The following is a 22,529-nucleotide window of genomic DNA, read 5'->3' as shown; positions in this document are numbered from 1 at the left end:
TATTGCACAAGCGGGTATAAAATCGTTGCATTATCGGGTACAGTGCCCATATGCAGTACTTTTCGCGCTTTGCAGATCAGGTGTTGGAGGACTCCCTCCAGTTCATGGGAGGCGTCCTCCTTGAGGGGCCGCGTGCATGCGGAAAAACCTCCACCGCCCTCCAAAAGGCTGCAAGTTCTGTACGCCTCGACCGATCCCCCGAGCTGATCACGCTCGCCGAATTGAACCCCGCAGCCCTACTCGATGGTCCAACCCCTCGCCTCATTGATGAGTGGCAGCTCGCGCCTTCCCTCTGGAACGCCATCCGCCATGAGATCGACGACCGCCAAGGACGCGGGGAGTTCATCCTTTCAGGGTCAGCGGCGCCAGCCGATGACACCACGCGCCATTCAGGCGCGGGACGCTTTGCAAGGTTAAGGATGCGGCCAATGTCGCTCGCGGAGATTGGTGCGTCGACAAACCAGGTAAGCCTGGCAGCACTGCAACCGGGAGTTGGCGTGAACGGAGCTTCCAAGCTCACCTATAAGGGCATGGCCGAACAAGCCGTTCGCGGCGGATGGCCAGGCTTACTCGGTGCCAGCACCCAGCAGGCGGTCATGTTTAACCGCTCATACCTGGACAATGTCTTCGACGTGGAAGTACCAGAAAGCGTTGGCACACGTCACAACCAGCTACACATTCGTCGGACCTTGGAATCCGTCGCTCGGAATATTTCTGGCGAAGCAACGATGAAAACACTCGCTGCAGACGTGTCTTCGGATGCCACAACAGTCGATCCGAAAACGGTCTCCACTTACCTCCAGGCCCTTACCCGGATTTTCATCCTCGACGAGTTGCAGCCTTGGAGCGTCGCGCTTCGATCCAAATCACGACTGCGCACCTCGCCGAAGCTCCACCTCGCTGACCCCAGCCTGGCCTGTGCCGCCTTGGGTATCGGCGTTGACCGCCTCGCGAACGACCCGGAGTTCTTCGGCCAGATCTTCGAGTCCATGGTCATCCGAGATCTCCGCGCTGCATCCGCCCTCCAGCACGGGCACGTCTACCACTACCGCGACAACACGGGCCTTGAAGTTGACGCCATCATCGAATACCCCGAGGACGGCAAGTGGGGTGCCTGCGAAGTAAAACTCGGGGCGTCGCAGATCCCACAAGCCGAAGCAAACCTCATCAAACTCCGTGACGAGCGTGTCGACACCAACAAGGTCGGGTCGCCTGCATATTTAGCCATCATCACTGCCACGGAATATGCATACACGCTTCCTAGCGGAGTGCACGTGATTCCTTTGGGCACCCTGACCGCTTAGCGGTAACAGAAGCTAATCAAACCAATCTCCCGGAATTGCAAAGTCGGGTATAAAACCGTTGCAGAAGCGGGTACGACACCCGTAACCTGCAGGTTTACGCAGCACCACAAGCGTATTCACGGACCTGACCCGCGTCTAATAAGGGTTAGGCACTACCCGTCGAGCACGACCGATTCCACCACCGCGTACGCCGACACCTCGTCGACGAAGCTCTCGTCGTGGCAGGTCAGGATCACCGCCTGCCCGGCGCGCAGGCCCGCCGCAATCTCCGCGTGTGCGAGAGTGCGGCCGCGGGGATCGAGGGAGGTGTCGGGCTCGTCGAGAAGCACGAGCTCGCGGCCTTGGCCGAAGACTTGCCGCAGTTGGGCTAGGCGCAGTTCGGCCTGCGGCAGGTCGAGTGGGTGGGTCTGGGAGTCGCCGCCGGCAAACTCGGCGACCGTGGTTTCGACGACCTGGTCGGCGGCGCGCTGCAGCGCGAGTGAGGCGTCGATAATCGGCGTGTGGCCGTCGAGGCCCGCGAGCGCGCGCAGCAGCGTCGTCTTGCCCGACCCGTTTGCGCCGCGCAGCCACACCACCCCGCCTCTACGCGGGGCGAGCGGCACCGGGCCGACGCGGAAGGCCTCGCCGGTCCGCTCGCGGAAGTGCCACCACTTGCGCTGCGGCGCGAGGCGGGCAGCGGTGACGTCGCCCAGCTCGATGCGCTCGCCAGCAGCGACGGGTGCGGGCAGTGCGGTGGGTGGGGCGTCGGCAAGCGAGATGCTCACGGCGTCGATGTCGCGCGGCTGGTAGCCGGTGATCACCGCGCGCGAGTGCGCGATCAGCTCGCGCACCATGCTTGCCGACGCCACATCCAACCCCGCGAACGGCAAATCCAGCACCAACAGCTCGGGCTCGAGGACAGCGACCGTCGCGATGGCGAGGCGGCGAGTCTCCCCGCCGGAGAGCGTGGCCGGGTTGCGCTCGGCGAGGTGCGACAGGCCGACGCGGTCGAGGATCCGCTCGCAGCGGGCCTGCATCTCGGCGCGTGCGATTCCGCGCTGCTCGAGTCCGATCGCGACCTCCTCGATGACGGTGTCGCGCAGGTAGGTCACGTGCGCGCTGGCGTCCTGGCCCACGACGCCGGCGTGCGGCCAGTGCTCGTGGATCTGTTCGGTGAGTCGGGTCAGGCCGGATCCGGAGGGGCCGATGACCTGGACGCGGTCGTGGGTTTCCAGCGCGCGGGCGAGCTGCGTTAGATCCACAGCGCCACCCCCACGCAGACCACCGGCAGCGTCCAGCGCACAGCGCGCTGCAGGGTTGAATCCGGCACGGGCCGCAGCACGGTGCGGGCGCCGGGCAGATCGTAGCCGGCCGTCTCCAGCGCCGTGCCGCGGGCGGAGCCGTGTGTGAGCAGCGCCGTGAGCACCGGCAGGACAAGGTGTGTGATCGCGTTGCGGGCGGTGATGGGGGTGCGCTTGAGCGCTTGGGCGTCGCGAACTGTCTTCACCTGGGCGTGGCCCTGCGGCACGAGCTGCAAGGTCGCGCCCGCCAGGTAGGCGAGCTTGTTGCCGCCGGGCAGCACCTGCACCGCCTTGACTAGGTCCGGGATGCGGATCCACGCCACGGCCGCGATCATGCACGACATCAACGCGCAAAAGCGCAGGGCAAGCGCTCCCCCGACGGCGAGTCCGTCGGAGGTCAAAAGCGGCGCGATGCGATGCGTGCCGTAGGGGGCGTGGATGAGCAGCATCGAGAGTCCCACCGGCACGGCGAGCGCAACCACCGCCGCGGGCACGGACGCATTGCGCGTGCGCCACACGCCGAGCGCGCACGCGACAAGAACGATCACCGCGCTGGCTGCCGGGCTGTTGAGCCCGAAGACCAGGATCCACCCGCACCCGCCGACAACGAGCGCGGTGAGCGGGTTAAGCGGCATCCGCGGTCCGTGGGGCGAAGGCGCGCACGGTGCGCTGCGGCAGCGCCTTGACGGCCAGGTAGGCCACGACCATCACGATGACCTTGTCTACCGGGTCGGAGATGAACGCCTGCGTGGTCACCGAGGCGATGAGTGAGCCGCCCATCTCGCGGAAGAGCGAGACGAGCGCGCCGGTGCCCACGCCCGCGGTGCCGCCGTAGACGAACGCGGCAACGGGGGCGGCGACCATGCCACCGATCAGGCCCAGGACGATGCCGAAGCCGACGACGCGGACGATGGACGACAGCGCGTTAAAGCGGTGGATGAACACGCCGGCGAGGTAGCCGATCAGCGCCGCGCCCGCGGCAAAGGGCAGCGCGGCCGGGTTGAGCAGGCCCCACACGACGTTGTTCAGCGCGCCGGTGGTCAGGCCCGCCACCGGCCCGGCGAGCGCGGCGACCAGCACGGTGCCGATGGAGTCGAGGTAGAGCGGCAGGCCGATCGAGCCGACGATCTCGCCAACGACGGAGTTGATGATGATCGCCAGCGGGATCAGCCCGAGCGTGCGTGCTGGCAGCATCGGCACGGTGGCGATCAGCAGCAGGGCCGTGCCGATGCCGTAGCCGGCGAGGGTGAGCGTGGCCTCGGTCGCGCCGCCGACGCTCTCCCAGTCGGTCGGGCGCACCAGCACCAGGTAGACCCAGGTTGCGGCGATAATCAGGGCACCGGCGGCGACGAGGGCGCGGCGCGCGGGTGTCCATTCGGAAGTGGAAAACGGTTGTGACATGAAGGCTCCCAAAAGTCGGTCCAAAGGCCTCGCCTATGTCACCTCGGCGAAGCTGTAGCGCGGTAAGTGTAGCAGCTACTCCTCGGCCTTTAAGTGGTAGCCGGCTTTGAGGTCTGCGTCGCCGGCGGTGAAGCGGGCGTGGAGGGTGCACGCGGCGTCGATAAGCGGCCAGGCGCGGTCAGTGTCTGCGGCGGTAACCACTCGCGCGTTCGGCTCGCGCTCCCACATGCCGCGCAGGTCGGCGGCGACGGTGCCGCGCATAAGCTCGCTTACGGCTTCGACGTCGATGGTGGCATCAAGGGCGGAAACCTCGATGCGGCCGAGCGCGATGAGCACGGTGAGCAGGTCGTGCAGCTGCGCGCAGTAGCCCTCGCCGACGTCTTCGTGGAACTCGAAGTAGAAGCGCGTGATCTCGGGCAGCACGGCGGCGACAGGCGTGTCCCCCAGCGCGCCGACCAGCGCGTCCAGCCGCGGCGGGTCGAGCACGAACTGCTCGGTCACCCCCAGCGAGCACAGGGTGATCGGCACGGGCGTGCGCGCGAAGACCTCCGCGGCGGCGTGCGGGTCGACCCAGAAGTTCCACTCGGCGGTCGGGGTGGTGTTGCCCGGGTAGTTGACGGCCCCTCCCATCACGGTGATGTGACGCAGGCTCGCAAAGTGGCGCGGGTGGCGGCGCGCGAAGGTGGCCAGGTTGGTCAGCGGGCCCGTCACGATGAGGTGGAGGTCGTCTGTGCCGCGCTCGATCGCGTCGCACCAGAGCAGATCCCAGTCGCTCGCGACGTGCCGCTCCGGGGCGTGGGCGTAGCCCAGCCCGTGCTCGCCGTGGGTCTCGGGGGTGGTGGTCAGCACCAGCTCAAGCGGCTGCGCCTCGCCCGCGGCCAACGGGATGGCGGGCAGGTTGCACTGCGCAAGGATCCACGCGGCGTTCTGCGCACACTGCACCGCCTCCACGTTGCCCGCGGTCGTGGTCACGCAATCGAGCTCAAGCTCGCCCGCGTGGTGCGCCGCCGCAAGGTAGATCAGTGCAAAGGTGTCGTCGATGCCGGGATCGCAATCAAGCAGGACTCTCATGGGTTAGCTCCTTTTCGTTTCCTTACCAAACGCAAGCCAGATGCCTATCGACGCCACCGCAATCCCCGCGCACGCCACAAACGCCACCCCGAACCCGAAGGCCTCCGCGAGCAGCCCCACCACGATCGGCGCGAAGATCTGGCCCGCGTCCTGCGCCATCTGGAATGTGGAAAGCACCTTGCCGCCCGAGCGGTCGTTGCCGATGATATCCGCCAACGACGCCTGCTGCGCCGGGCCGATCAGCCCACTGCCCACACCCGCGAGCACCGAAAGCACCAGCAGCGGCACCACCGAGGTGGCCAGTCCCATCGATCCGGTAAACAGCGCCGTTGCGGCCAAACCCGCGACGATCAGCGGCTTGCGACCGAGATTGTCCGCGAGCCTGCCGGAAAACTGCAGCGTCACCGCAGTGCCCAGCGCGAAGGCGGTGAGCGCGAACCCGGCCGCCGCGCCGCCGTTGGTAAAGAAGGCGGCGGCGAACAGTGGCAGGACCGACACGCGCGTGCCGAAGTTGACCCACCCGTGCGTAAACGCCGACGACAGCAGCGCGCGGTAGGTGGGCATGCGCCACGCGCTGGTGAGCTGCATCGGCGGCAGCGGCGGCGGCAGCTGCGCCTTGCCCTGCGGGTCGCGGGTCGCCGCCCACACAAACAGCGCGGCCGCCCCCACCATCAGCCCGTAGACCGCAAACGGGATGCGGAAGCCGAGGAAGGACAGCGCCGCACCGACGACGGGCCCGATGATGTTGCCGAGCAGAAACGCCGAAGCGTAGACCGCGTTCGCGCGCCCGCGTATCGACGGGTGCGTCACCCGCACAATCAGCGCCTGCGCCGAGAGCGTAAACATCGTCGACCCAAAACCGGCGATAAAGCGCAGCGCGAAAATCTGCCAGTACGCAGTGGCAAAGGCGACGAAGAAGGTCGCAACCGCCACCACGCACAGGCCCGTGATGTAGATCGGGCGCGAGCCCAGCTTATCGACGAGCCACCCCGCCCCCGGCGCACCAAGAAGCCGGGCCGCGGCGAAGACGGAGACCACCGCGCCCGCGGCCGCCATGGACACGCCAAAACTCGCCGTGAACTGCGGCAGGATCGGCGCGATGAAGCCGTAGCCCAGCGCGATCATGAACGCAGCACCCACCAGCACCCAGATCGTGCGGGGGATCTTCGGCGCGGGGGTTGGCTGAAGGCGAGGGGCAGGCGTAGTCATTGCGAGTAGCGTAGCCCGTCGCCAAGCAAAAGGGCAGTTGCCGTAGGTATTGCACCGGGGATTAAAACAGACGTTCGAGTTTCCCGTGGCTATGTTCGGGTCGCCTTTTAGAGTGCCAACCATGATGAATTTCAAGCACAGTACACCCGCCCCTGTCAGCCACACACCCGCAGCACTTGCCGAGCACATCCACGCCACCGAGCCCGAAGTGGTCGACCGGCTGCGCGCGATCATCCACCACCCGCGCTCGCTTGCCCGCGAGAGCGCGAGCTGGCGTCCGCCGACAAAGCGGCTCCCCTGGCTCCCACAGCTCAGTCACGGCACGGAGCTCACCATCGCGATCACCCGCCGCAGGGTCGGCCCGCGCGCGCAGGCCCGCATCCGCGGCTTCGGCGAAACGCGAGTCCCCGCCTTCCTCATTGAGGTTCGCATCTCGGACCCGTCTGGGCTGCCCACCGACCGCCGGCTCGCCGAGGCCTGGGTCCGCGCGCTCGTCCCCCGCGACGCGGTGGACGCGATCCACGAGCTGCCCTCGCCGCGCACCGCCAACTACGTGTGGCTTACCGACGGCGACTTCGCCCCGGTCGCCTCACCACCCTCAATGTTTGAGGGGCTGACCGCCGCGTAGCTAGTCCTCGGAATCTGCGTCCTCGTCGTCAGCGGTGTCATCCTCGGCGTCGGCGTCATCCTCGTCTTCTTCGTCGACTTCCTCGTCGTCCTGGCCGAAGATGTCGTAGATGTCCAGCTCGTCGTCCTCATCCTCGAGCGGCAACAGCTGGCCCTCCCACTCCTCGGCCTGGTCTGCGGCGAGCGAGAGGACGTCGAAGAGCCGGTCGACGTCGGTGAACGTGCCCAGATCGAGCACCTCCGCCTCGGAGACGGCCTCACTGTGGATGGTCTCGAACAGGCGCAGGCGGTCTTCCTCGGTCAGCTCGGCGTCACCGTCGGACTCCCACAGCTCGCCGATCGCGTCGTCCATGAGGTCGTCGTAGTTGTCGGACAGAGCGATAAACGTCACGGTGGCCGTCGCCGTCGCGTCGACGACCTCGACGTGGACTTGCAGCTCGGCGCTCTCGCCGACCTCGGCGCGCACCAGCTGGTTGTTCAGACGGTCCGGGTAGAACTCGAGGTCCTCGATGCGCTCGTCGGTGCCTTCGAGCAGGTCGCGCAGGATGGTGATGACCTGGTCGGTCGCCATGTGCTCGGCGACGGTTGCCACCGCGCTTTCCACCGAGAACACCACGGAAACCAGCGCTGCCTCGAACTCTTCGTCGTCCTCGTCCACGTCCGCGGCGGCGATGTAGACGTTGGCGGCGGGCAGCAGCGGGTCGATCTCCACAAACTGGATTTCCACCTCGGACGTGATCGGCACGAACATCGTCTCGTCGTGGACGCGGGACTCGATTCCCTCACGGTCAAGGCTGGTTGCAATGTCCTCGAAAAAGCTCATGGCGGCGGTTTCCTTCCACTCTCCAGTCCAAGCCCGTCCTAGCCTAGCGAGGAACACCGCGCCACGTCAGCACTTCCGCTCACACCGGCCCGGCCGTGTCGGCTTCTTTCGCGAGGGAATCGATGAGATCTTGGCGGTGCATCCCCCATTCGCGCATGTCAAAGCTCTCCCAGGCGCGCCGCTGCGCCGCCTTCGGGTCATACTCCACGTAGGAGGAGGCCGAAAAGACCGCGGTGGCGCGTCCGGGCTCGGTGTCGCTGCGGAAGCCGTAGATCGGCCACTTCTCCCCCGGGTGCGCGTTGTGAAAGAAGGAGCCCCAGTGGTACTGCATGGCGGCGCTGACCTCGTCAAAGTCGGCCTGCTTCGGGAAGGGGTCGAGTTTGGCGGCGCGGGTCGCCTTCGCATCTCCGAAGACGGCGGTGAGCTCGGAGGTGTGCATCGCGCCCAGTCCCAGGCGGCGCATCGTGGTCGAGGCGTAGTCGAAGCGGTACATCCACGTCGGGGCCTTGCGGCGGTGTTCGGTGGCGAGCATGACGGACGGTGCCCAGAACACGGCGTCGGCAATCAGCGCCGCGAACTTGCGACGCGCGTCCACGTGGTCGTAGGCGGCCAGCACCGCGTCCGAGTTGGCCGGGTCGTAGACGCCGAGCGCCCGGCGTGCGGCTTTCAGGCGCGACTTGTTGGTTTGGTAAAGCGCTTTGGCAAAGCTGGCCTCGTCCGAGTTGGTGCCGATGATCAGGGGCACGGCGGCTTGGTCGCCGCGTTGGAACACGTCGATGGGGTGCGCAGGCAGCGTGTGGCCGTCGACAGTCGGCATGAAGCTGGTATTAAACAGGACGAGCTCTTTGCGGTTGAGCAGCATGGACTGACCGACGCGCACGAGTGCTTCGGCGTCGGCGGCGCGCAGGTCTTCGAGAGTGGAGGTGGGTGGCAGCCCCATGCCGTCGAGAAGCTTGCGCACCCACATGGCCGCCTGGACACGCGAGTGCACGCTGGCCACGGGCGGCGACTGCGCGATCGCCCGGTGGAACAGGCCGCGGGCGGCGGGCGCGCACATGAGGTGGATGACCCCGGCGCCGCCTGCGGATTCGCCCATAATCGTGACGCGCCCGGGGTCGCCGCCGAAGTTGGCGGCGTTGTCGTGGACCCACCGCAGCGCAAGGATCTGGTCCAAGATGGCGGGGTTGGCCACGCAGTCGCCGCCAATGCTGCGAAAGTCGAGGTAGCCGAACACGCCGAGCCGGAAGTTGACGGAAATGTAGACGATGTCGGTGGTGTCGGCCAGGTAGTGGCCTTGGAGCACCTTTTCGTGGCTGGAACCGGTAACGAAGGTGCCGCCGTGGAAGTAGACCACCACGGGCAGTTCCTCGTCGTTGTTGGGGCGCACAATGTCGAGGGTGAGGCAGTCCTCGGTGCCAATCACGTTGTCGGTCCAGCCGAAGAAGCCCTGCATGGCGGGCGCGGAGTACGCGGTGGCATTCCGGATTCCGGACCATGGCGCGACGGGTTTCGGGGCGCGGAAGCGGCCGTTTCCGCCAGTGGTGGCACCGTACGGCACGCCACGGAAGGTGCGCACGCCGGTGCGCGGATCCACCTCGCCGCGCACGCGGCCGGCCGTGGTAACGGCGATTGGCTCCTCGGCGTTTGTCATAGCCCCCAGACTAGCGAGCTTTCGCCCCGCGGCCGCCCGATGTAGCAGAATGGAGCAGACATACTGCACTAAAGGACGGTAAAGGAGAGGTATATGGGAGTCTTCTCGCGCCGCAAGAAGGCCGTCGAGCAGGCCAAGCCGGAAAATCTGGCGGAGCTCAAGGAGGTTTCCGGCCCGATTGGCCGCGCGTTTATCAACGCGGTGGAAAAGGCAGTCCAGCTGCAGACCAGCACGATCCGCGCCTACGTCGACTGGCTGCGCCGCCAGGACGAGGACGCCACCCCGGCCCAGGTGCAGGAGCGGATGGATGCGCACTTCCGCAACACCGTCTCCGCCAACGGTGCCGGCGTGGGTGCTGCGGCCGCCGTGCCCGGGGTGGGCCTGATCACCGGTTCGGCCGCGGTGGCCGGCGAGTCGGTCCTCTTCTTGGACCTGGCCGCTTTCTACACGGTGGCCTCGGCGTACCTGCGCGGCGACGACCCGGAGGACCCGGAGCAGCGCCGCTCGATGGTGCTCACCGTGCTTGCCGACGCCGAGGGCCTCGCCGTCGTCGACACCTTCGTCGGGGAAAACGCGACGCGCCTGCCGTCGCGCTCCACGCTCAACCGTTTCGCCGGACCAGGTATGGCCGAGGCGAACGGCATGCTGGCGCGCAGCGCGATGAAAACGTTGCGCAAGCGGATGCGCCGCGCGTGGATCGGCAAGATGCTGCCGCTGGGCCTCGGCGCGATCGCGGGCACGACGGCGAACCGCAAGCTCGCCGACGCGATCATCTCCCGTGTCTCGGCCTCGCTCGCCCCGGTCCCGGCAACCTTTGCCACCCCACTGCCGCCGCGCGAGAAGGATGAGAAGGAGACTGCGGGTTTGAGCCTCGACCCGAAGTCCTACGCAGCCTGGATCCGCAACCTCTTCGACCGCAAGGACGCTGACGAGAAGGAGCGCGCCAACGTCGACGCCGCGGTCGAGGCCACCAAAAACTAGCGCCTATGCCGCAGCAGAGTTCGCTTCACGACGCCCCCGCCGCACACCGCGGGGGCGCGCTGCTGCGCCGTTCCTTTGCGGCCAACCGCACCTCCACGGCGCTCGCCTTCGCCACCGCCACCCTCGCCGCGATACTGCAGGTATTCCTGCCAGCGCTCACGGGCCGCGCGGTGGATATCGCCACCGGCAATGCTTCGGGCTCGACCACCGCCACGGCCTGGGCGATGGTGGGCATCGCGCTTGTCACCTACGCGCTCGGCGCTTTGCGACGCTACGCCTCCGGCCACCTCGCCGCGACCTCACAACACTGGCTGCGCCTGGAGCTTCTGCGCACCCTGCACCGGCTCGACGGCGAAGGCCAGGACGATATTGTCACCGGCCAGATCGTCTCCCGCTCGATTTCGGATCTGAACCAGTACGCGATGGTGCTGGGGCAAACGCCGATGTTTTTCACCCGCGCGATGCAGCTTGCCGGCACGCTCGTGGTGATGTGCACCATGAACCTCTCGCTCACCGCGATGGCACTGTGCCTGCTGCCTGTGATTCTGTGGGAGGCGAACCGCTCCCGCAAAGCGCTCTACGCGGCGACCTGGGTCAACCAGCAGGCCACCGCGGATCTGGCCGAGCACGTCGAAGAGACCATTTCCGGGGTGCGGGTGGTCAAGGCGTTTGGTGGGGAGCAACGGGGCGTCGACAAGCTTGATGCCCTGGGCCGGCACCTGTACGCAGTGAAGATGCGGGCGGCCAAGCTCACGGCGCGCTTCCAGCCGCTGCTGACCCAGCTGCCGAATGTGGCGCTGGTGATCACGATCATCGCGGCCGGCCTCATCGTCATCAGCGGCGGGATCACCATCGGCACGTTCGTCGCGTTTACCGCGTATCTGACGTCGCTGACCTCGTCGATGTCCATGCTGACCAACCAGTACGTGCGCCTGCAAATGGGGATGAGCAGCTTCAGCCGCCTCGACCAGGTCCTCGCGCTCGCCCCGCACACCACCCTGGCGCAGGGCCAGGCACCGGCCGGCCCCGTCGGGCTCGCCTTCGAACGCGTCACCTTCGCAACCGGCGGCACCACCGTGCTCCGCGAGGTCAGCTTCCGCGTCGCCCCCGGCGAAACGCTCGCGATGGTCGGCCCGCCCGGCGCGGGCAAAACCATGGCCGTGCAGCTCGCCGGCGGCTTCTATCACCCTGACGCCGGGCGCTGCCTGCTTATCGAGGCCCACAGCACCCCCACCGACTACGCCGACCTCTCCCCCGCCGAACTCCGCGCGCGAGTCACCTGCGTCTTCGACGACGCATTTTTGTTCTCCAGCTCCGTCTTCGACAACATCGCGCTCGGCGCGCCGCCCAGCCTTCGCGGCGACGCGCTCACTCGCGCGGTACACGAGGCCGCCCGGCTCGCCTGCGCCACCGAGTTCATCGAGCAGCTTGAAGATGGCTACGACACCACCGTCGGCGAACGGGGCCTGACCTTATCCGGCGGGCAGCGCCAGCGCATCGCGCTCGCCCGGGCACTGATCTCGCGGCCGGAGGTGCTCGTGCTTGACGACGCCACCAGCGCCATCGACGCCGCCACCGAAGCCGAAATCCTGCACAACCTCCGCACGGAACTCGGCGATGTCGCAGTGCTGACCGTCGCGCACCGCCAGTCCACGGTCGACCACGCCGACCGGGTGCTCGTCCTCGAGGCTGGCACCGTGATCGCCGAGGGGCCGCGCTACGAGGTGGTCGCCACCGAGTCCTACCGGCGCTTCATGGCCCCGGGCGCTGACGCGGGCGCCTCCTCGAAACCGACACACTCCCAGCTGTGGCCGGCCGTGGACGCACCTGAGAGGCGCGTCGCAGCAAACGCCGGCCCGCATGCGGTGGTGGCGAACCGGGAGGTGCTCGCGAACGTCGAGAAGCTGCCCCCGGCAAACGAGACACCAGGGCTGGACGAGGCCACGCTTGCGCGCCTGCGCACACCGACGGGTGCGGGCAACGAGTTCAAGGTCTCGCAGCTGTTCCGCGCGGTGCGCGGGCTGATCGCGGCGACGGTCGTACTGCTGGTCATCGGGGTGCTGGCGGACCTGGCCTTCCCGACGCTGATCCGCGCGGCGATCGATCGAGGCATCGCCCCAGCGAATACGCAGGCGCTCTTCACCATCGCCGCGGCCGCTTTCGGCGTGGTCTTGGTGGCGTGGGGCGCGAACGTGTGGCTGACGGTGCTGTCGGCGCGCAGCGGCGAGCGCCTGCTCTACGGGCTGCGGCTGCGCTCGTACGCGCACCTGCAGCAGCTGGGCTTAAGCTACTTCGAGCGGCACCTGTCGGGGCGCATCATCACACGCCTGACTACCGACATCGATACCCTCTCCAGCTTCCTGCAAACGGGCCTGGCCCAGGCGATCGTGGCAGTCGGCAGCCTGGTGGGTGTCTCCGCGATGCTTCTGGCCACCGACGGACAGCTCACACTCGTCGCGCTAAGCGCCGTGCCGGTGATTGTTGCGGCCACACTTGTCTTCCGCCACTATTCGCGCCGCTTCTTCCGCGCCGCGCGCACGCAGATCTCCGCAGTCAACGGCGAGTTCGCCGAGCTCATCGGCGGCATCCGCGTCACCCAAATGTACAACGCCGAGCCCCGCGCGGAGGACGCCTTTGCCCGCGCCTCTCTGCACTACCGGCGGCTGCGCATGCGCTCGGTCGCGCTGCTCGCCGCCTACTTCCCCGGCATGCAGGCGATTTCGCAGATCATGACGGCCGCCGTCGTCGGCGTCGGCGCGCAGCGCGTGGCCGAAGGCGAGCTCTCCGTCGGCGTGCTCGTCGCCTTCACCATGTACCTCGGCCAGCTTTACGGGCCGATTCAGCAGCTGGGCCAGATCTTCGACTCCTGGCAGCAGGCTACCGTGAGCTTCGAGCGGATCACGCAGCTTCTCGACGAGCGCACCACCGTCCCCGACCACGGCACCAACCCGACCGCCGCCGAGGCCGCCCGCGGCGTGCTGGCGCTGGATGGGGTGGACTTTGGATACGGGGGCGTCGACAAGCATGGGGCTCCGCGCCTCGTCATCGAGGACATGGGCTTGCGCGTCCAGCCCGGCGAGACGATCGCCCTGGTAGGCCCGACGGGCGCGGGCAAATCCACCGTGGTCAAGCTTTTGGCCCGCTTCTACGACCCGACTCACGGCCGCATCACCGCAAGCGGCACCGATATCAGCGACTTCCCGCTGCCCGCGTGGCGGCGGGCGCTCGCCCAGGTGCCGCAGGAGTCCTACCTCTTCCCCGGCACCGTTGCCGATAACATCGCCTACGGCTGGGACATCGGCGACGCAGTGCGCGGGCGCGAGGCCGAAATTGAGGACGCGGTGCGCAGGCTCGGTGCGCTCGATGTCATCGCGGCGATCCCCGGCGGCTTCAACGCGCCCGTAGGCGAGCGCGGCCGGGGCTTAAGCTCGGGTCAGCGCCAAATCATCGCACTCGCGCGCGCGGAAATGCTGCGACCGGACGTCGTGCTTCTCGACGAAGCCACCGCCACCCTCGATCCCGCCACCGAACACGCGGTGCTCAACGCCGCCGACCGCGCGACGGCCGGGCGCACCTCAATTATCGTGGCGCACCGGCTGCTGACCGCGAAACGGGCCGACCGAATCATCGTGATTGATGGAGGACGTATCATAGAGAGCGGGACACACGAAGCCCTCGTGAACTCGGCAGGAAAGTACGCCCAAATGTGGGCAATTAACCGAGATCGGGGGTAGGCAACAATGGTGTCGTGGAAGAATGCAGTAGAGATTTTAACGCTCTACTGACCAAGAGAATTACAGTCTAGAAAACACTCGAGATCGTACCCGACAGAAAGAGGCGAGGACCTGCCGTGAGCAGCGATAACACGTTCGGCCAGAATGATTGGCTGGTTGACGAGATGTTCCAGCAGTACCAGGAGGACCCAAATTCCGTAGACGCGGAGTGGCGCAAGTTCTTTAAAGCCAAGGGCGGCCCCAGTTCTGCAAACAACGCGAAGCGCGGCGCAGGCAAGGCCAACACGGCCTCCGCGCCGAAGACCGACGCGAAGGTCGCTGCCACCACTGGCGCCCCAAGCCAGGATGGCCGCGAGACCCAGGTCGACAGCGCCGCCAAGAAGGCGAAGGCCACCTCCAACAAGCAGACTTCCGCGCTGCCCAAGCCGAAGAAGTCGCCGCTTGATGGCATCAACGACGTGAAGGTGGAGCCGGGCTATCACCTGCTCAAGGGCGCGTTCAAGGCGATTGCCAAGAACATGAACGAGTCCCTTGAGGTTCCCACCGCCACGACCGTGCGCGATATGCCGGTCAAACTGATGTTTGAGAACCGCTCGCTGATCAACGATCACCTCAAGCGCACCCGCGGCGGCAAGATCTCCTTTACCCACATCATCGGCTACGCGATTGTCCAGGCCACCAAGCTGCACCCGGCCATGAACGAGAACTACAAGGAGGACGAGAAGAAGTCCTTCGCAGTGCAGCCGGAGCACATCAACCTCGGCCTGGCCATCGACCTGCCGAGCAAGGACGGCTCCCGCTCGCTGGTCGTCGCCGCGATCAAGGAAACCGAGAAGCTCGCCTTCGACGAGTTCATTGACGCCTACGAGGACATTGTTCGCCGCGCCCGCGACGGCAAGCTGACCATGGACGACTTCTCCGGCGTGACCATTCAGCTGACCAACCCGGGCGGCATCGGTACCCGTCACTCCATCCCGCGCCTGACCAAGGGCCAGGGCACCATCGTCGGCGTCGGCGCCATGGACTACCCGGCCGAGTTCGCCGGCGCATCCGAGGACCGTCTCGCGGAGCTCGGCGTGGGCAAGCTGGTCACCCTGACCTCCACCTACGACCACCGCGTCATCCAGGGCGCGGAGTCCGGCGAGTTCCTGCGCGACATCTCCCAGCTGCTTATCGACGACAAGTTCTGGGACGAGATCTTCACCGCCCTCAACATCCCCTACTCCCCGATGCGCTGGGCACAGGATCTGCCGAACTCTGGTGTCAACAAGGACACCCGCGTCATGCAGCTCATCCAGGCCTACCGCTCCCGCGGCCACCTCATCGCCGATACCAACCCACTGCGCTGGCACCAGCCAGGCCTGCCGGTGCCGGACTCGCGCGACCTGCTGCTCGAGTCCCACGGCCTGACCATCTGGGACCTGGACCGCACCTTCCACGTCGGCGGCTTCGGCGGCAAGGAGACCATGACCCTGCGTGAGGTCATGTCGCGCCTGCGCGCCGCCTACACCCTGCACGTCGGTGCCGAGTTCACCCACGTGATGGACCGCGACGAGCGCGAGTGGCTGCGCGACCGCCTCGAGATCGGCATGCCGAAGCCGACCAGCGCGGAGCAGAAGTACATCCTGCAGAAGCTCAACGCCGCCGAGGCCTTCGAGAACTTCCTGCAGACCAAGTACCTGGGCCAGAAGCGCTTCTCGCTCGAGGGTGCAGAGACCCTCATCCCGCTGATGGACGCCGTGATCGACACCGCCGCAGGCCAGGGCCTCGACGAGGTCGTCATCGGCATGCCGCACCGCGGCCGCCTGAACGTCCTGTTCAACATCGTTGGCAAGCCGGTTGCCACCATCTTCAACGAGTTTGAGGGCAACATGCGTGCAGCCCAGCAGGGCGGCTCCGGCGACGTGAAGTACCACCTCGGCTTCGAGGGCCAGCACATTCAGATGTTCGGCGACGGCGAGATCAAGGTCTCCCTGGCCGCCAACCCGTCCCACCTCGAGGCCGTCGACCCGGTCCTGGTGGGCATGGCGCGCGCCAAGGCCGACCTGCTCAAGGAAGCCGGTATCCGCGAGGACAACCCGGTTGTCCCGATCATGCTGCACGGCGACGCCTCCTTTGCGGGCCTCGGCGTGGTCCAGGAGACCCTGAACCTGTCTCGCCTGCCGGGCTACTCCGTCGGCGGCACCGTCCACATCGTGGTAAACAACCAGATCGGCTTCACCACCACCCCGGATTCCGGCCGTTCCTCCTTCTACGCCACCGACCTGGCTAAGGGCTTCGACTGCCCGGTCTTCCACGTCAACGGCGACGATCCGGAGGCAGCTGCATGGGTGGCCCAGCTGGCCACCGAGTACCGCCGCGAGTTTGGCAAGGACGTCTTCATCGACCTGATCTGCTACCGCCTGCGCGGCCACAACGAGGCCGACGACCCGACGGTGACCCAGCCAGTGATGTATGACCGCATCCACAACCACGACTCGGTGCGTACCCGCTACACCAAGGACCTCATCGGCCGTGGCGACATCACCGCTGAGGACGCAGAGAAGGCCGCACAGGACTTCCACGACCAGCTGGACTCCGTGTTCACCGACGTGAAGGAGAACAAGGGCCAGCCGAGCGAGCAGACCGGTATCACCGACTCGCAGGAGCTCACCCGCGGCTTGGACACCTCGATCAGCGAGGACACCTTCAAGCGTCTCGCCGAGGCCTTCGTGGACCTGCCGGAGGACTTCACCGCGAACAAGCGTCTGAAGTCTGTGATGAAGAAGCGCGGCGGCTCCTTTGCCGACGGCGACATCGACTGGGGTTGGGGCGAGCTGCTCGCCTTCGGTTCCCTAGCCGAGGAGGGCAAGTTCGTCCGCCTCGCCGGCGAGGACTCCCAGCGCGGTACTTTCACCCAGCGCCACGCGGTCCTGTACAACCCGGAGAACGGCGAAGCCTTCAACCCGCTTGATCACAACGCGATCGAGGCCGGAAACGGCGGCCGCTTCGAGGTCTACAACTCCGCGCTCACCGAGTTCGCGGGCATGGGCTTCGAGTACGGCTACACCCTGGGTAACAAGGACGCCATGGTGGCCTGGGAAGCGCAGTTCGGCGACTTTGCCAACGGTGCGCAGACCATCATCGACGAGTACGTCTCCTCCGGCGAGACCAAGTGGGGCGAGCTGTCCTCGCTGACGCTGCTGCTCCCCCACGGCTACGAGGGCCAGGGCCCGGACCACTCCTCGGCACGCATCGAGCGTTACCTGCAGCTTGTCGCCGAGGGCTCCATGACCATCGCCCAGCCGTCGACCCCGGCTAACCACTTCCACCTCCTGCGCCGCCAGGCGCTCGGTGAGATGAAGCGCCCGCTGGTGGTCTTCAGCCCGAAGTCCATGCTGCGTAACAAGGCGGCAGTCTCCCAGCCGTCCGACTTCATCGAGGTGGACCGCTTCCAGTCCGTCATCGACGACCCGAACTTCGTCGAGCGCGGCAACAAGAAGATCGCGGACACGGACAAGGTCACCACGATCATGCTCTGCTCCGGCAAGATCTACTGGGAGTTGGAGAAGAAGCGCGAGAAGGACGGCCGCGACGACGTCGCGATCATCCGCATCGAGATGCTCCACCCGATCCCGTTCAACCGCCTGCGCGACGCGTTTGCCAACTACCCGAACGCGAAGGAGATCCGCTGGGTGCAGGACGAGCCGGCCAACCAGGGTGCATGGCCGTTCTACAACGAGCACCTGCGCAACCTGATCCCGGACATGCCGGAAATGGTCCGCGTCTCCCGCCGCTCCCAGTCCACCACCGCAACCGGTGTGGCGAAGGTGCACCAGCAGGAGGAGAAGGCACTGCTCGAGGAGGCCTTCAAGAAGTAGGCCCGTGCTTCGCGCACACGCCAAAAGACCGGCCCCGGGGATTATCCCCGGGGCCGGTCCCCTTTTTCGCTGTTGTTTAGATGGGCGGCTCCACCTTCGCCTTGACTTGGTTCAAATGAGTGCAGGGCTGGCGGGCCGGTTTTGGGGTCTTCTGTCTTCCGCGGCCGGGAACGGCTGACGGCTAGCGGCGAGGTACTCGCGACGGCGCAGGTCCAAATGGAGCTAGCTCCGTTTAGGAAAACCGTCAGCCCGCGACCTGGGGTTTTACAGCCGGCGCAGGTCCAAATGGAGCTAGCTCCGTTTGGGAAAACCGTCGACCCGCGACCTGGGGATTTGCGGGCGGCGCAGGTCTAAATGGAGCTAGCTCCGTTTGGGAAAACCGTCAACCCGCGACCTGGGCTGTTGCAACCGGCGCAGCCCCAGATGGAGCTAGCTCCATTTAGGAAGACCACTCGTCCCAAATCCGTATTACGGTCCCCGGCGTAAATCCCATCAACGGGCGACCAGTCGGCAAACCAGTCAGGTTAGACGGGCGGCTCTGCCTTCGCGTCGTCCGTGCTTTGCGTCTGCGGATTATCCGGGTTGATGCTGGCGTACTCCATGAGCCACTCCCTGGTGGCGTCGCGCACAAGCTCGCCATTATCGACGCGCTCGGCCATCTCCTCGATGTCCTTGGTGGCCATCACGCGCGTAATAAAGTTCAAGCGCTTGATCTCCCGCCGGCTCAGCTTGCCTTCTTTGAACAGCGGGACGAAGTTCTGCGGCAGGCCGGCGGCCGCGGCCTCACTATCGGCGCACCCCTGGGCCGGTGAAGGGTCGACCGTGCGGATGTCGTGCGGGAAGGTGGCCACCAGTGATGCGTAGACCTCGTCCGCCCGCTCGGCGTTCGGGGCCTGCGGTGCCTCTTGGTCGTCCGTGATGTAGGTCTCGGCGGTAGCGCGGTCGAAGTCGTAGAGGAGCGTACCGGTGCAGCTGACCACGAGGTCAATGTCGTCCTCTCGCAGCGTGTCCATGGCGCTGCGCTGCGCAAAATTGGTGTTCGCCGCAATCCCGACCGGGCGCCCGTATGCTGCAAGCACCTGGTTGTAGATCTCGCCCACGACTAGTTGCTCCGAGTCCTCGGGGTTCACACCGATCGACAGGGTCTGCTGCCCGTCGTTTTGGAGCACGCCGAAGTTGGCAAAGGCCTCGCTGCCCGTGCAGCCTGTCAGGCTCAGCGCGCCCGATGCCGCCACCAGTATCGCCGTCGTTCGGCGCAGCGCATCACGCATCGCAGCGCACCTTCCTTTCCACATGTATGTACCTAGCTTAGTGCTCGCCCTGCTCCGGCTGGGCCTGCGGCTGCCCACTCTGCCGGCTCATCGACGCGATCATGTCACGCGCCCGCATCGCCACGTCCTGCTCGGCGAGCACGTCGTAGTGGCCCGCCACGATGTTGGTGGCCGAGGAGAAGTCGCGCTTGCCGCCGGTGAACCCATAGGCCACCGCAGCGGAGATCACGCCGAAGACCGCACCGATGAACAGCGACATCATCAGGATCGACCAGAGCGCGTCCCCGGGAGAAAACACGCCAACCAGCAAGCCAATAAACAGGCCGAACCACATCCCGGACAGCGCACCGCCACCCAACACCCGCGGCCAGGTGAGCCTGCCGGTGATCTTTTCCACCTGCATCAGGTCGACGCCGACGATGGTGAGCTTTTCCACGGGGAATTCCGCGTCCGAGAGCGCGTCGACTGCGCCTTGGGCCTCGGCGTAGGTGCGGAAGCTGCCGACCGGCCAGCCGGTCGGGATCTCGCGGGACTGCAGCTGGCGGGGGTTCGGGGTAGCCATGCGTGGTGCTCACTTTCTACGGGTCTCTGCAAAACCACCATTGTACTTCGCGCGCCCCGACAGCGGGGCGCGGTGGGCTGAGGCCGACGCACCACCCTATACTGGGGCTGTTATGACTGCTTCTTCTCCCATTACAGAATCCGCGGTGTACGAGGCGCTCGCTCGCGTCGAGGACCCGGAAATTGGCAAACCGATCACCGAGCTCGGCATGGTCGAGTCCGTGGCTATCGACGGTGCCGATGTCGCCGTCGGCGTCTACCTCACCATCGCCGGCTGCCCCATGCGCGACACCATCGAGTCCAACACGCGCGCCGTGCTCGAGGAACTCGACGGCGTGGGCAAGGTCGACGTCACGCTGCACACTATGAGCGATGAGCAGCGCCGCGAGCTCGCCCAGAAGCTGCGCGGCCAGCAAACCGGCCCGGAGATCCCGTTCGCGGACCCCAACTCGCGCACCCGCGTCTTCGCGGTCGCCTCGGGCAAGGGTGGCGTCGGTAAGAGCTCGATGACGGTCAACCTCGCCACCGCGCTCGCCGCGCAGGGGCTGTCCGTCGGCATTGTCGACGCCGACATTTACGGCCACTCCGTCCCCGGACTCATGGGCTCGCAGGACCAAGGACCGACCGTGGTGGATGAGATGATCATGCCGCCGATTGCGCACAACGTGCGCCACATCTCCGTCGGCCAGTTCGTCGAGGGCAACGCGCCGATCGTGTGGCGCGGCCCGATGCTCACCCGCGCCATCCAGCAATTCCTCGCCGACGTCTACTGGGGCGACCTGGACGTACTGTTCATGGACCTGCCGCCGGGCACCGGCGACGTGGCGATCACCGTAGCGCAGCTGGTGCCCAACGCGGAGCTGCTCATCGTGACCACCCCGCAGGCCGCTGCCGCGGAGGTCGCCGAGCGCGCTGGCACCATCTCGCAGCAAACCAACCAGCCGATCGCGGGCGTGATTGAGAACATGTCGGGCATGGTCATGCCGGACGGCTCTACCATGCACATCTTCGGCGAGGGCGGCGGTGCACACGTCGCCGAGCGCCTCACCGCGCTCACCGATGACGAGGTGCCGCTGCTCGGCTCCATCCCCCTGGACCCGAAGCTGCGAGAAAACGGCGACGAGGGCACCCCCGTCGTCCTCTCCCAGCCGGACTCCCCCGCCGCGCGCGCCATCGCCGATGTGGCGGCAAAACTCAAGGTGCGCCGCGACTCGCTCGCGGGCAAGAGCCTCAACCCGCAGGTAAAATAAGCCCGCTAGGTGATATCCGCCCAGGAGAACCCGCCGCCGGATGCGGGCGGATCCTGGCGGCGTGAGCCGTCGGCATTGCGCTTCACCGGCGGTTTCGGGGTGCGCGCCTGGGGGGAATCGTTGAGTGCGGTGCGGGGGTCGATGTCGTCGAGGGCGTGCTCGTCGCCGTCGAAAAGCATCTGCGTAATCGCGCGCTTCGGGCCCATAGCCGCGTACTTGGACACCGTCTCCATGGGCTGGCGGAACTCTTCAAACTCGCCGAGCTCGCCGTTGAGCTCGGCCTTTGCGTTGGTGATGGCCTTGCGCGCCGCGTAGATCGCTGCCCGGACGTCTTCGAGCACGCCCGGCAGCCGCTCTGGCCCGATGATGATCAGGCCGAGCAGGATGATGAAGAAGATCTCGCCCCAACCGATGCTGGAAAACACTGCCCTACTCCTTCTCCCCGCGCCGCTGCAACGTGCGAAACATCATTTCCATCTTATCCAACACCCCGCCGGGTGCCGCGGGCGCATCGTGTGCTGCGAGATCCTCGTGGCGCAACTGGGTCAGGCGCTCCACCAGCGACTGCGGGGCGTGCAACTCCTCGTCGTTGCAGCAGCGCACGCGCTGCGCCGTGCGACGCTGCGTGAGCACCTCAGCCCAGCACTCGACGCACTGCAGCAGGTGCAGGCGCGCCCTGCGCATGGCGGTCTCGCCCAGCTCGCCGTCCGTGTACGCGGCGATCGCCTCCGGGCTCAGGTGCTCGGTGGAAGAAAAGCGCTTGTGCACCACTTGCTCACACTCCTCTCGCACTTCTCGACGGCACCAGCCTACGCCCTGGCCCGGCCAAACGCCGCCAGGGGCAACTAGCGTGTCCGGATGAGGTCGTGGGCGGAGTCGTCGTGCTCGGCCTGGCGCTCGAGCGATTCCCGCAGCTGGATACGGCCGCGGTGGATGCGCGAGCGCACCGTGCCCATCTTCACGCCCAGGGTGTCCGCGATCTCCTCGTAGGTCATGCCGACGACGTCACAGAGCACCACCGCGACGCGGAAGTCGGGGCTGAGCTCGTCGAGTGCATGCTGCAGGGCCGGGTCTAGGTTGGACACCGTGTATGCCTGCTCCGGCGTCATGTCGGTGCCGGGGACGCGCTCGTAGTCTTCGGGCAGCGCCTCCATCCTGATGGTGGCACGGTGGCGCACCATGTCCAAAAACAGGTTGGTGGTGATGCGGTGCAGCCAGCCTTCGAAGGTGCCCGGCTTGTAGTTCTTCAGGCTGCGGAAGACACGCATGAACGTCTCTTGGGTGAGGTCTTCCGCGTCGTACTGGTTGCCGGAGAGGCGGTACGCCAGGCGGTAGACGCTATCGGCGTGCTCCGCGACGAGTTCCGCCCAGCTCGGCATCCCCGCCTGCCCAGCGTCAAACGCAGCGGTTCCGGACTTTGGTGTTGCGTCCGGTTGTTGGTCGGCTGTTTCGGGCTGGCGTGTGGAGTCGGAAGGAGGCACCCAACCATTGTGACAGATTCGCCGG

At 66.5% G+C, this 22,529-nt stretch carries 18 protein-coding genes; 6 read left to right on the top strand and 12 right to left on the bottom strand.

Translation table 11 applies throughout. From position 1 onward, the window contains the following. Positions 1 to 50 precede the first annotated feature (50 nt). Positions 51 to 1,304 (top strand): ATP-binding protein, encoded by a 1,254-nt coding sequence (locus CIMIT_RS04570; protein ID WP_038589806.1) that lies wholly within the window; start codon positions 51 to 53, stop codon positions 1,302 to 1,304. A 152-nt stretch (positions 1,305 to 1,456) separates the two neighbouring features. On the opposite strand, the gene CIMIT_RS04565 is transcribed toward CIMIT_RS04570, so the two are convergent. From CIMIT_RS04565 to CIMIT_RS04545, 5 genes are all read right to left on the bottom strand, one after another. Then, positions 1,457 to 2,545: an ATP-binding cassette domain-containing protein gene (locus tag CIMIT_RS04565; protein ID WP_051904799.1), complete on the bottom strand. Its 1,089-nt coding sequence runs from the start codon at positions 2,543 to 2,545 to the stop codon at positions 1,457 to 1,459. Then, on the bottom strand, positions 2,536 to 3,219 hold the full coding sequence (locus CIMIT_RS04560) for an energy-coupling factor transporter transmembrane component T family protein (protein ID WP_038589803.1): 684 nt from the start codon (positions 3,217 to 3,219) through the stop codon (positions 2,536 to 2,538). Before CIMIT_RS04560 ends, CIMIT_RS04565 begins: the two co-directional genes overlap by 10 nt. Beyond that, positions 3,209 to 3,985, bottom strand: coding sequence for a hypothetical protein (locus tag CIMIT_RS04555; protein ID WP_038589799.1), 777 nt, complete (start codon positions 3,983 to 3,985; stop codon positions 3,209 to 3,211). The genes CIMIT_RS04560 and CIMIT_RS04555 overlap by 11 nt, the downstream gene beginning before the upstream one ends. A gap of 75 nt (positions 3,986 to 4,060) precedes the next feature. After that, the gene (locus CIMIT_RS04550; RefSeq protein WP_038589797.1) at positions 4,061 to 5,056 is read right to left on the bottom strand and encodes a nucleoside hydrolase; all 996 of its coding nucleotides are present in this window, start codon (positions 5,054 to 5,056) and stop codon (positions 4,061 to 4,063) included. Positions 5,057 to 5,059: 3 nt separating this feature from the next. Then, positions 5,060 to 6,265 (bottom strand): MFS transporter, encoded by a 1,206-nt coding sequence (locus CIMIT_RS04545; RefSeq protein ID WP_038589794.1) that lies wholly within the window; start codon positions 6,263 to 6,265, stop codon positions 5,060 to 5,062. Positions 6,266 to 6,386: 121 nt separating this feature from the next. Here CIMIT_RS04545 and CIMIT_RS04540 point away from each other — a divergent pair, with 121 nt between their 5' ends. Further along, positions 6,387 to 6,893, top strand: coding sequence for a hypothetical protein (locus tag CIMIT_RS04540; RefSeq protein ID WP_231910349.1), 507 nt, complete (start codon positions 6,387 to 6,389; stop codon positions 6,891 to 6,893). Here CIMIT_RS04540 and CIMIT_RS04535 read toward each other — a convergent pair whose 3' ends face one another. Together CIMIT_RS04535 and CIMIT_RS04530 are read right to left on the bottom strand one after the other, a co-directional pair. Further along, positions 6,894 to 7,715, bottom strand: a complete 822-nt coding sequence (locus CIMIT_RS04535; protein ID WP_038589792.1) for a hypothetical protein — start codon at positions 7,713 to 7,715, stop codon at positions 6,894 to 6,896. A 79-nt stretch (positions 7,716 to 7,794) separates the two neighbouring features. Further along, entirely contained in the window at positions 7,795 to 9,366 is a 1,572-nt protein-coding gene (locus tag CIMIT_RS04530; protein ID WP_038589789.1) for a carboxylesterase/lipase family protein, read from the bottom strand. Positions 9,367 to 9,459: 93 nt separating this feature from the next. Here CIMIT_RS04530 and CIMIT_RS04525 point away from each other — a divergent pair, with 93 nt between their 5' ends. The 3 genes from CIMIT_RS04525 (at position 9,460) to CIMIT_RS04515 (ending at position 17,941) form a co-directional block, all read left to right on the top strand. Then, positions 9,460 to 10,347: a hypothetical protein gene (locus tag CIMIT_RS04525; protein WP_051904798.1), complete on the top strand. Its 888-nt coding sequence runs from the start codon at positions 9,460 to 9,462 to the stop codon at positions 10,345 to 10,347. Between the two features lie 5 nt (positions 10,348 to 10,352). Beyond that, positions 10,353 to 14,081 (top strand): ABC transporter ATP-binding protein, encoded by a 3,729-nt coding sequence (locus tag CIMIT_RS04520; protein WP_038589786.1) that lies wholly within the window; start codon positions 10,353 to 10,355, stop codon positions 14,079 to 14,081. Between the two features lie 116 nt (positions 14,082 to 14,197). Next, positions 14,198 to 17,941: a multifunctional oxoglutarate decarboxylase/oxoglutarate dehydrogenase thiamine pyrophosphate-binding subunit/dihydrolipoyllysine-residue succinyltransferase subunit gene (locus CIMIT_RS04515; protein WP_038589784.1), complete on the top strand. Its 3,744-nt coding sequence runs from the start codon at positions 14,198 to 14,200 to the stop codon at positions 17,939 to 17,941. A 524-nt stretch (positions 17,942 to 18,465) separates the two neighbouring features. Here the strand turns inward: CIMIT_RS04515 and CIMIT_RS04510 are convergent. After that, entirely contained in the window at positions 18,466 to 19,212 is a 747-nt protein-coding gene (locus CIMIT_RS04510; protein ID WP_038589781.1) for a hypothetical protein, read from the bottom strand. Between the two features lie 37 nt (positions 19,213 to 19,249). Beyond that, the gene (locus tag CIMIT_RS04505; RefSeq protein WP_038589778.1) at positions 19,250 to 19,774 is read right to left on the bottom strand and encodes a YflT domain-containing protein; all 525 of its coding nucleotides are present in this window, start codon (positions 19,772 to 19,774) and stop codon (positions 19,250 to 19,252) included. Between the two features lie 112 nt (positions 19,775 to 19,886). On the opposite strand from CIMIT_RS04505, the gene CIMIT_RS04500 reads away from it, so the two are divergent. Next, the gene (locus CIMIT_RS04500; RefSeq protein ID WP_038589774.1) at positions 19,887 to 21,023 is read left to right on the top strand and encodes an Mrp/NBP35 family ATP-binding protein; all 1,137 of its coding nucleotides are present in this window, start codon (positions 19,887 to 19,889) and stop codon (positions 21,021 to 21,023) included. 5 nt (positions 21,024 to 21,028) lie between these two features. Here the strand turns inward: CIMIT_RS04500 and CIMIT_RS04495 are convergent, their stop codons facing one another. From CIMIT_RS04495 to sigE, 3 genes are all read right to left on the bottom strand, one after another. After that, entirely contained in the window at positions 21,029 to 21,448 is a 420-nt protein-coding gene (locus CIMIT_RS04495; protein ID WP_038589771.1) for a Sec-independent protein translocase family protein, read from the bottom strand. A gap of 4 nt (positions 21,449 to 21,452) precedes the next feature. Then, the gene (locus tag CIMIT_RS13075; protein ID WP_144311811.1) at positions 21,453 to 21,791 is read right to left on the bottom strand and encodes a zf-HC2 domain-containing protein; all 339 of its coding nucleotides are present in this window, start codon (positions 21,789 to 21,791) and stop codon (positions 21,453 to 21,455) included. A gap of 77 nt (positions 21,792 to 21,868) precedes the next feature. After that, on the bottom strand, positions 21,869 to 22,504 hold the full coding sequence (sigE, locus tag CIMIT_RS04485; RefSeq protein ID WP_038589764.1) for an RNA polymerase sigma factor SigE: 636 nt from the start codon (positions 22,502 to 22,504) through the stop codon (positions 21,869 to 21,871). Positions 22,505 to 22,529 lie beyond the last annotated feature (25 nt).

Source organism: Corynebacterium imitans, assembly GCF_000739455.1.
GTDB lineage: Bacteria > Actinomycetota > Actinomycetes > Mycobacteriales > Mycobacteriaceae > Corynebacterium > Corynebacterium imitans.
The sequence above is the reverse complement of the archived record's forward strand: the minus strand, read 5'-3'. Positions and strand labels throughout refer to the sequence as shown.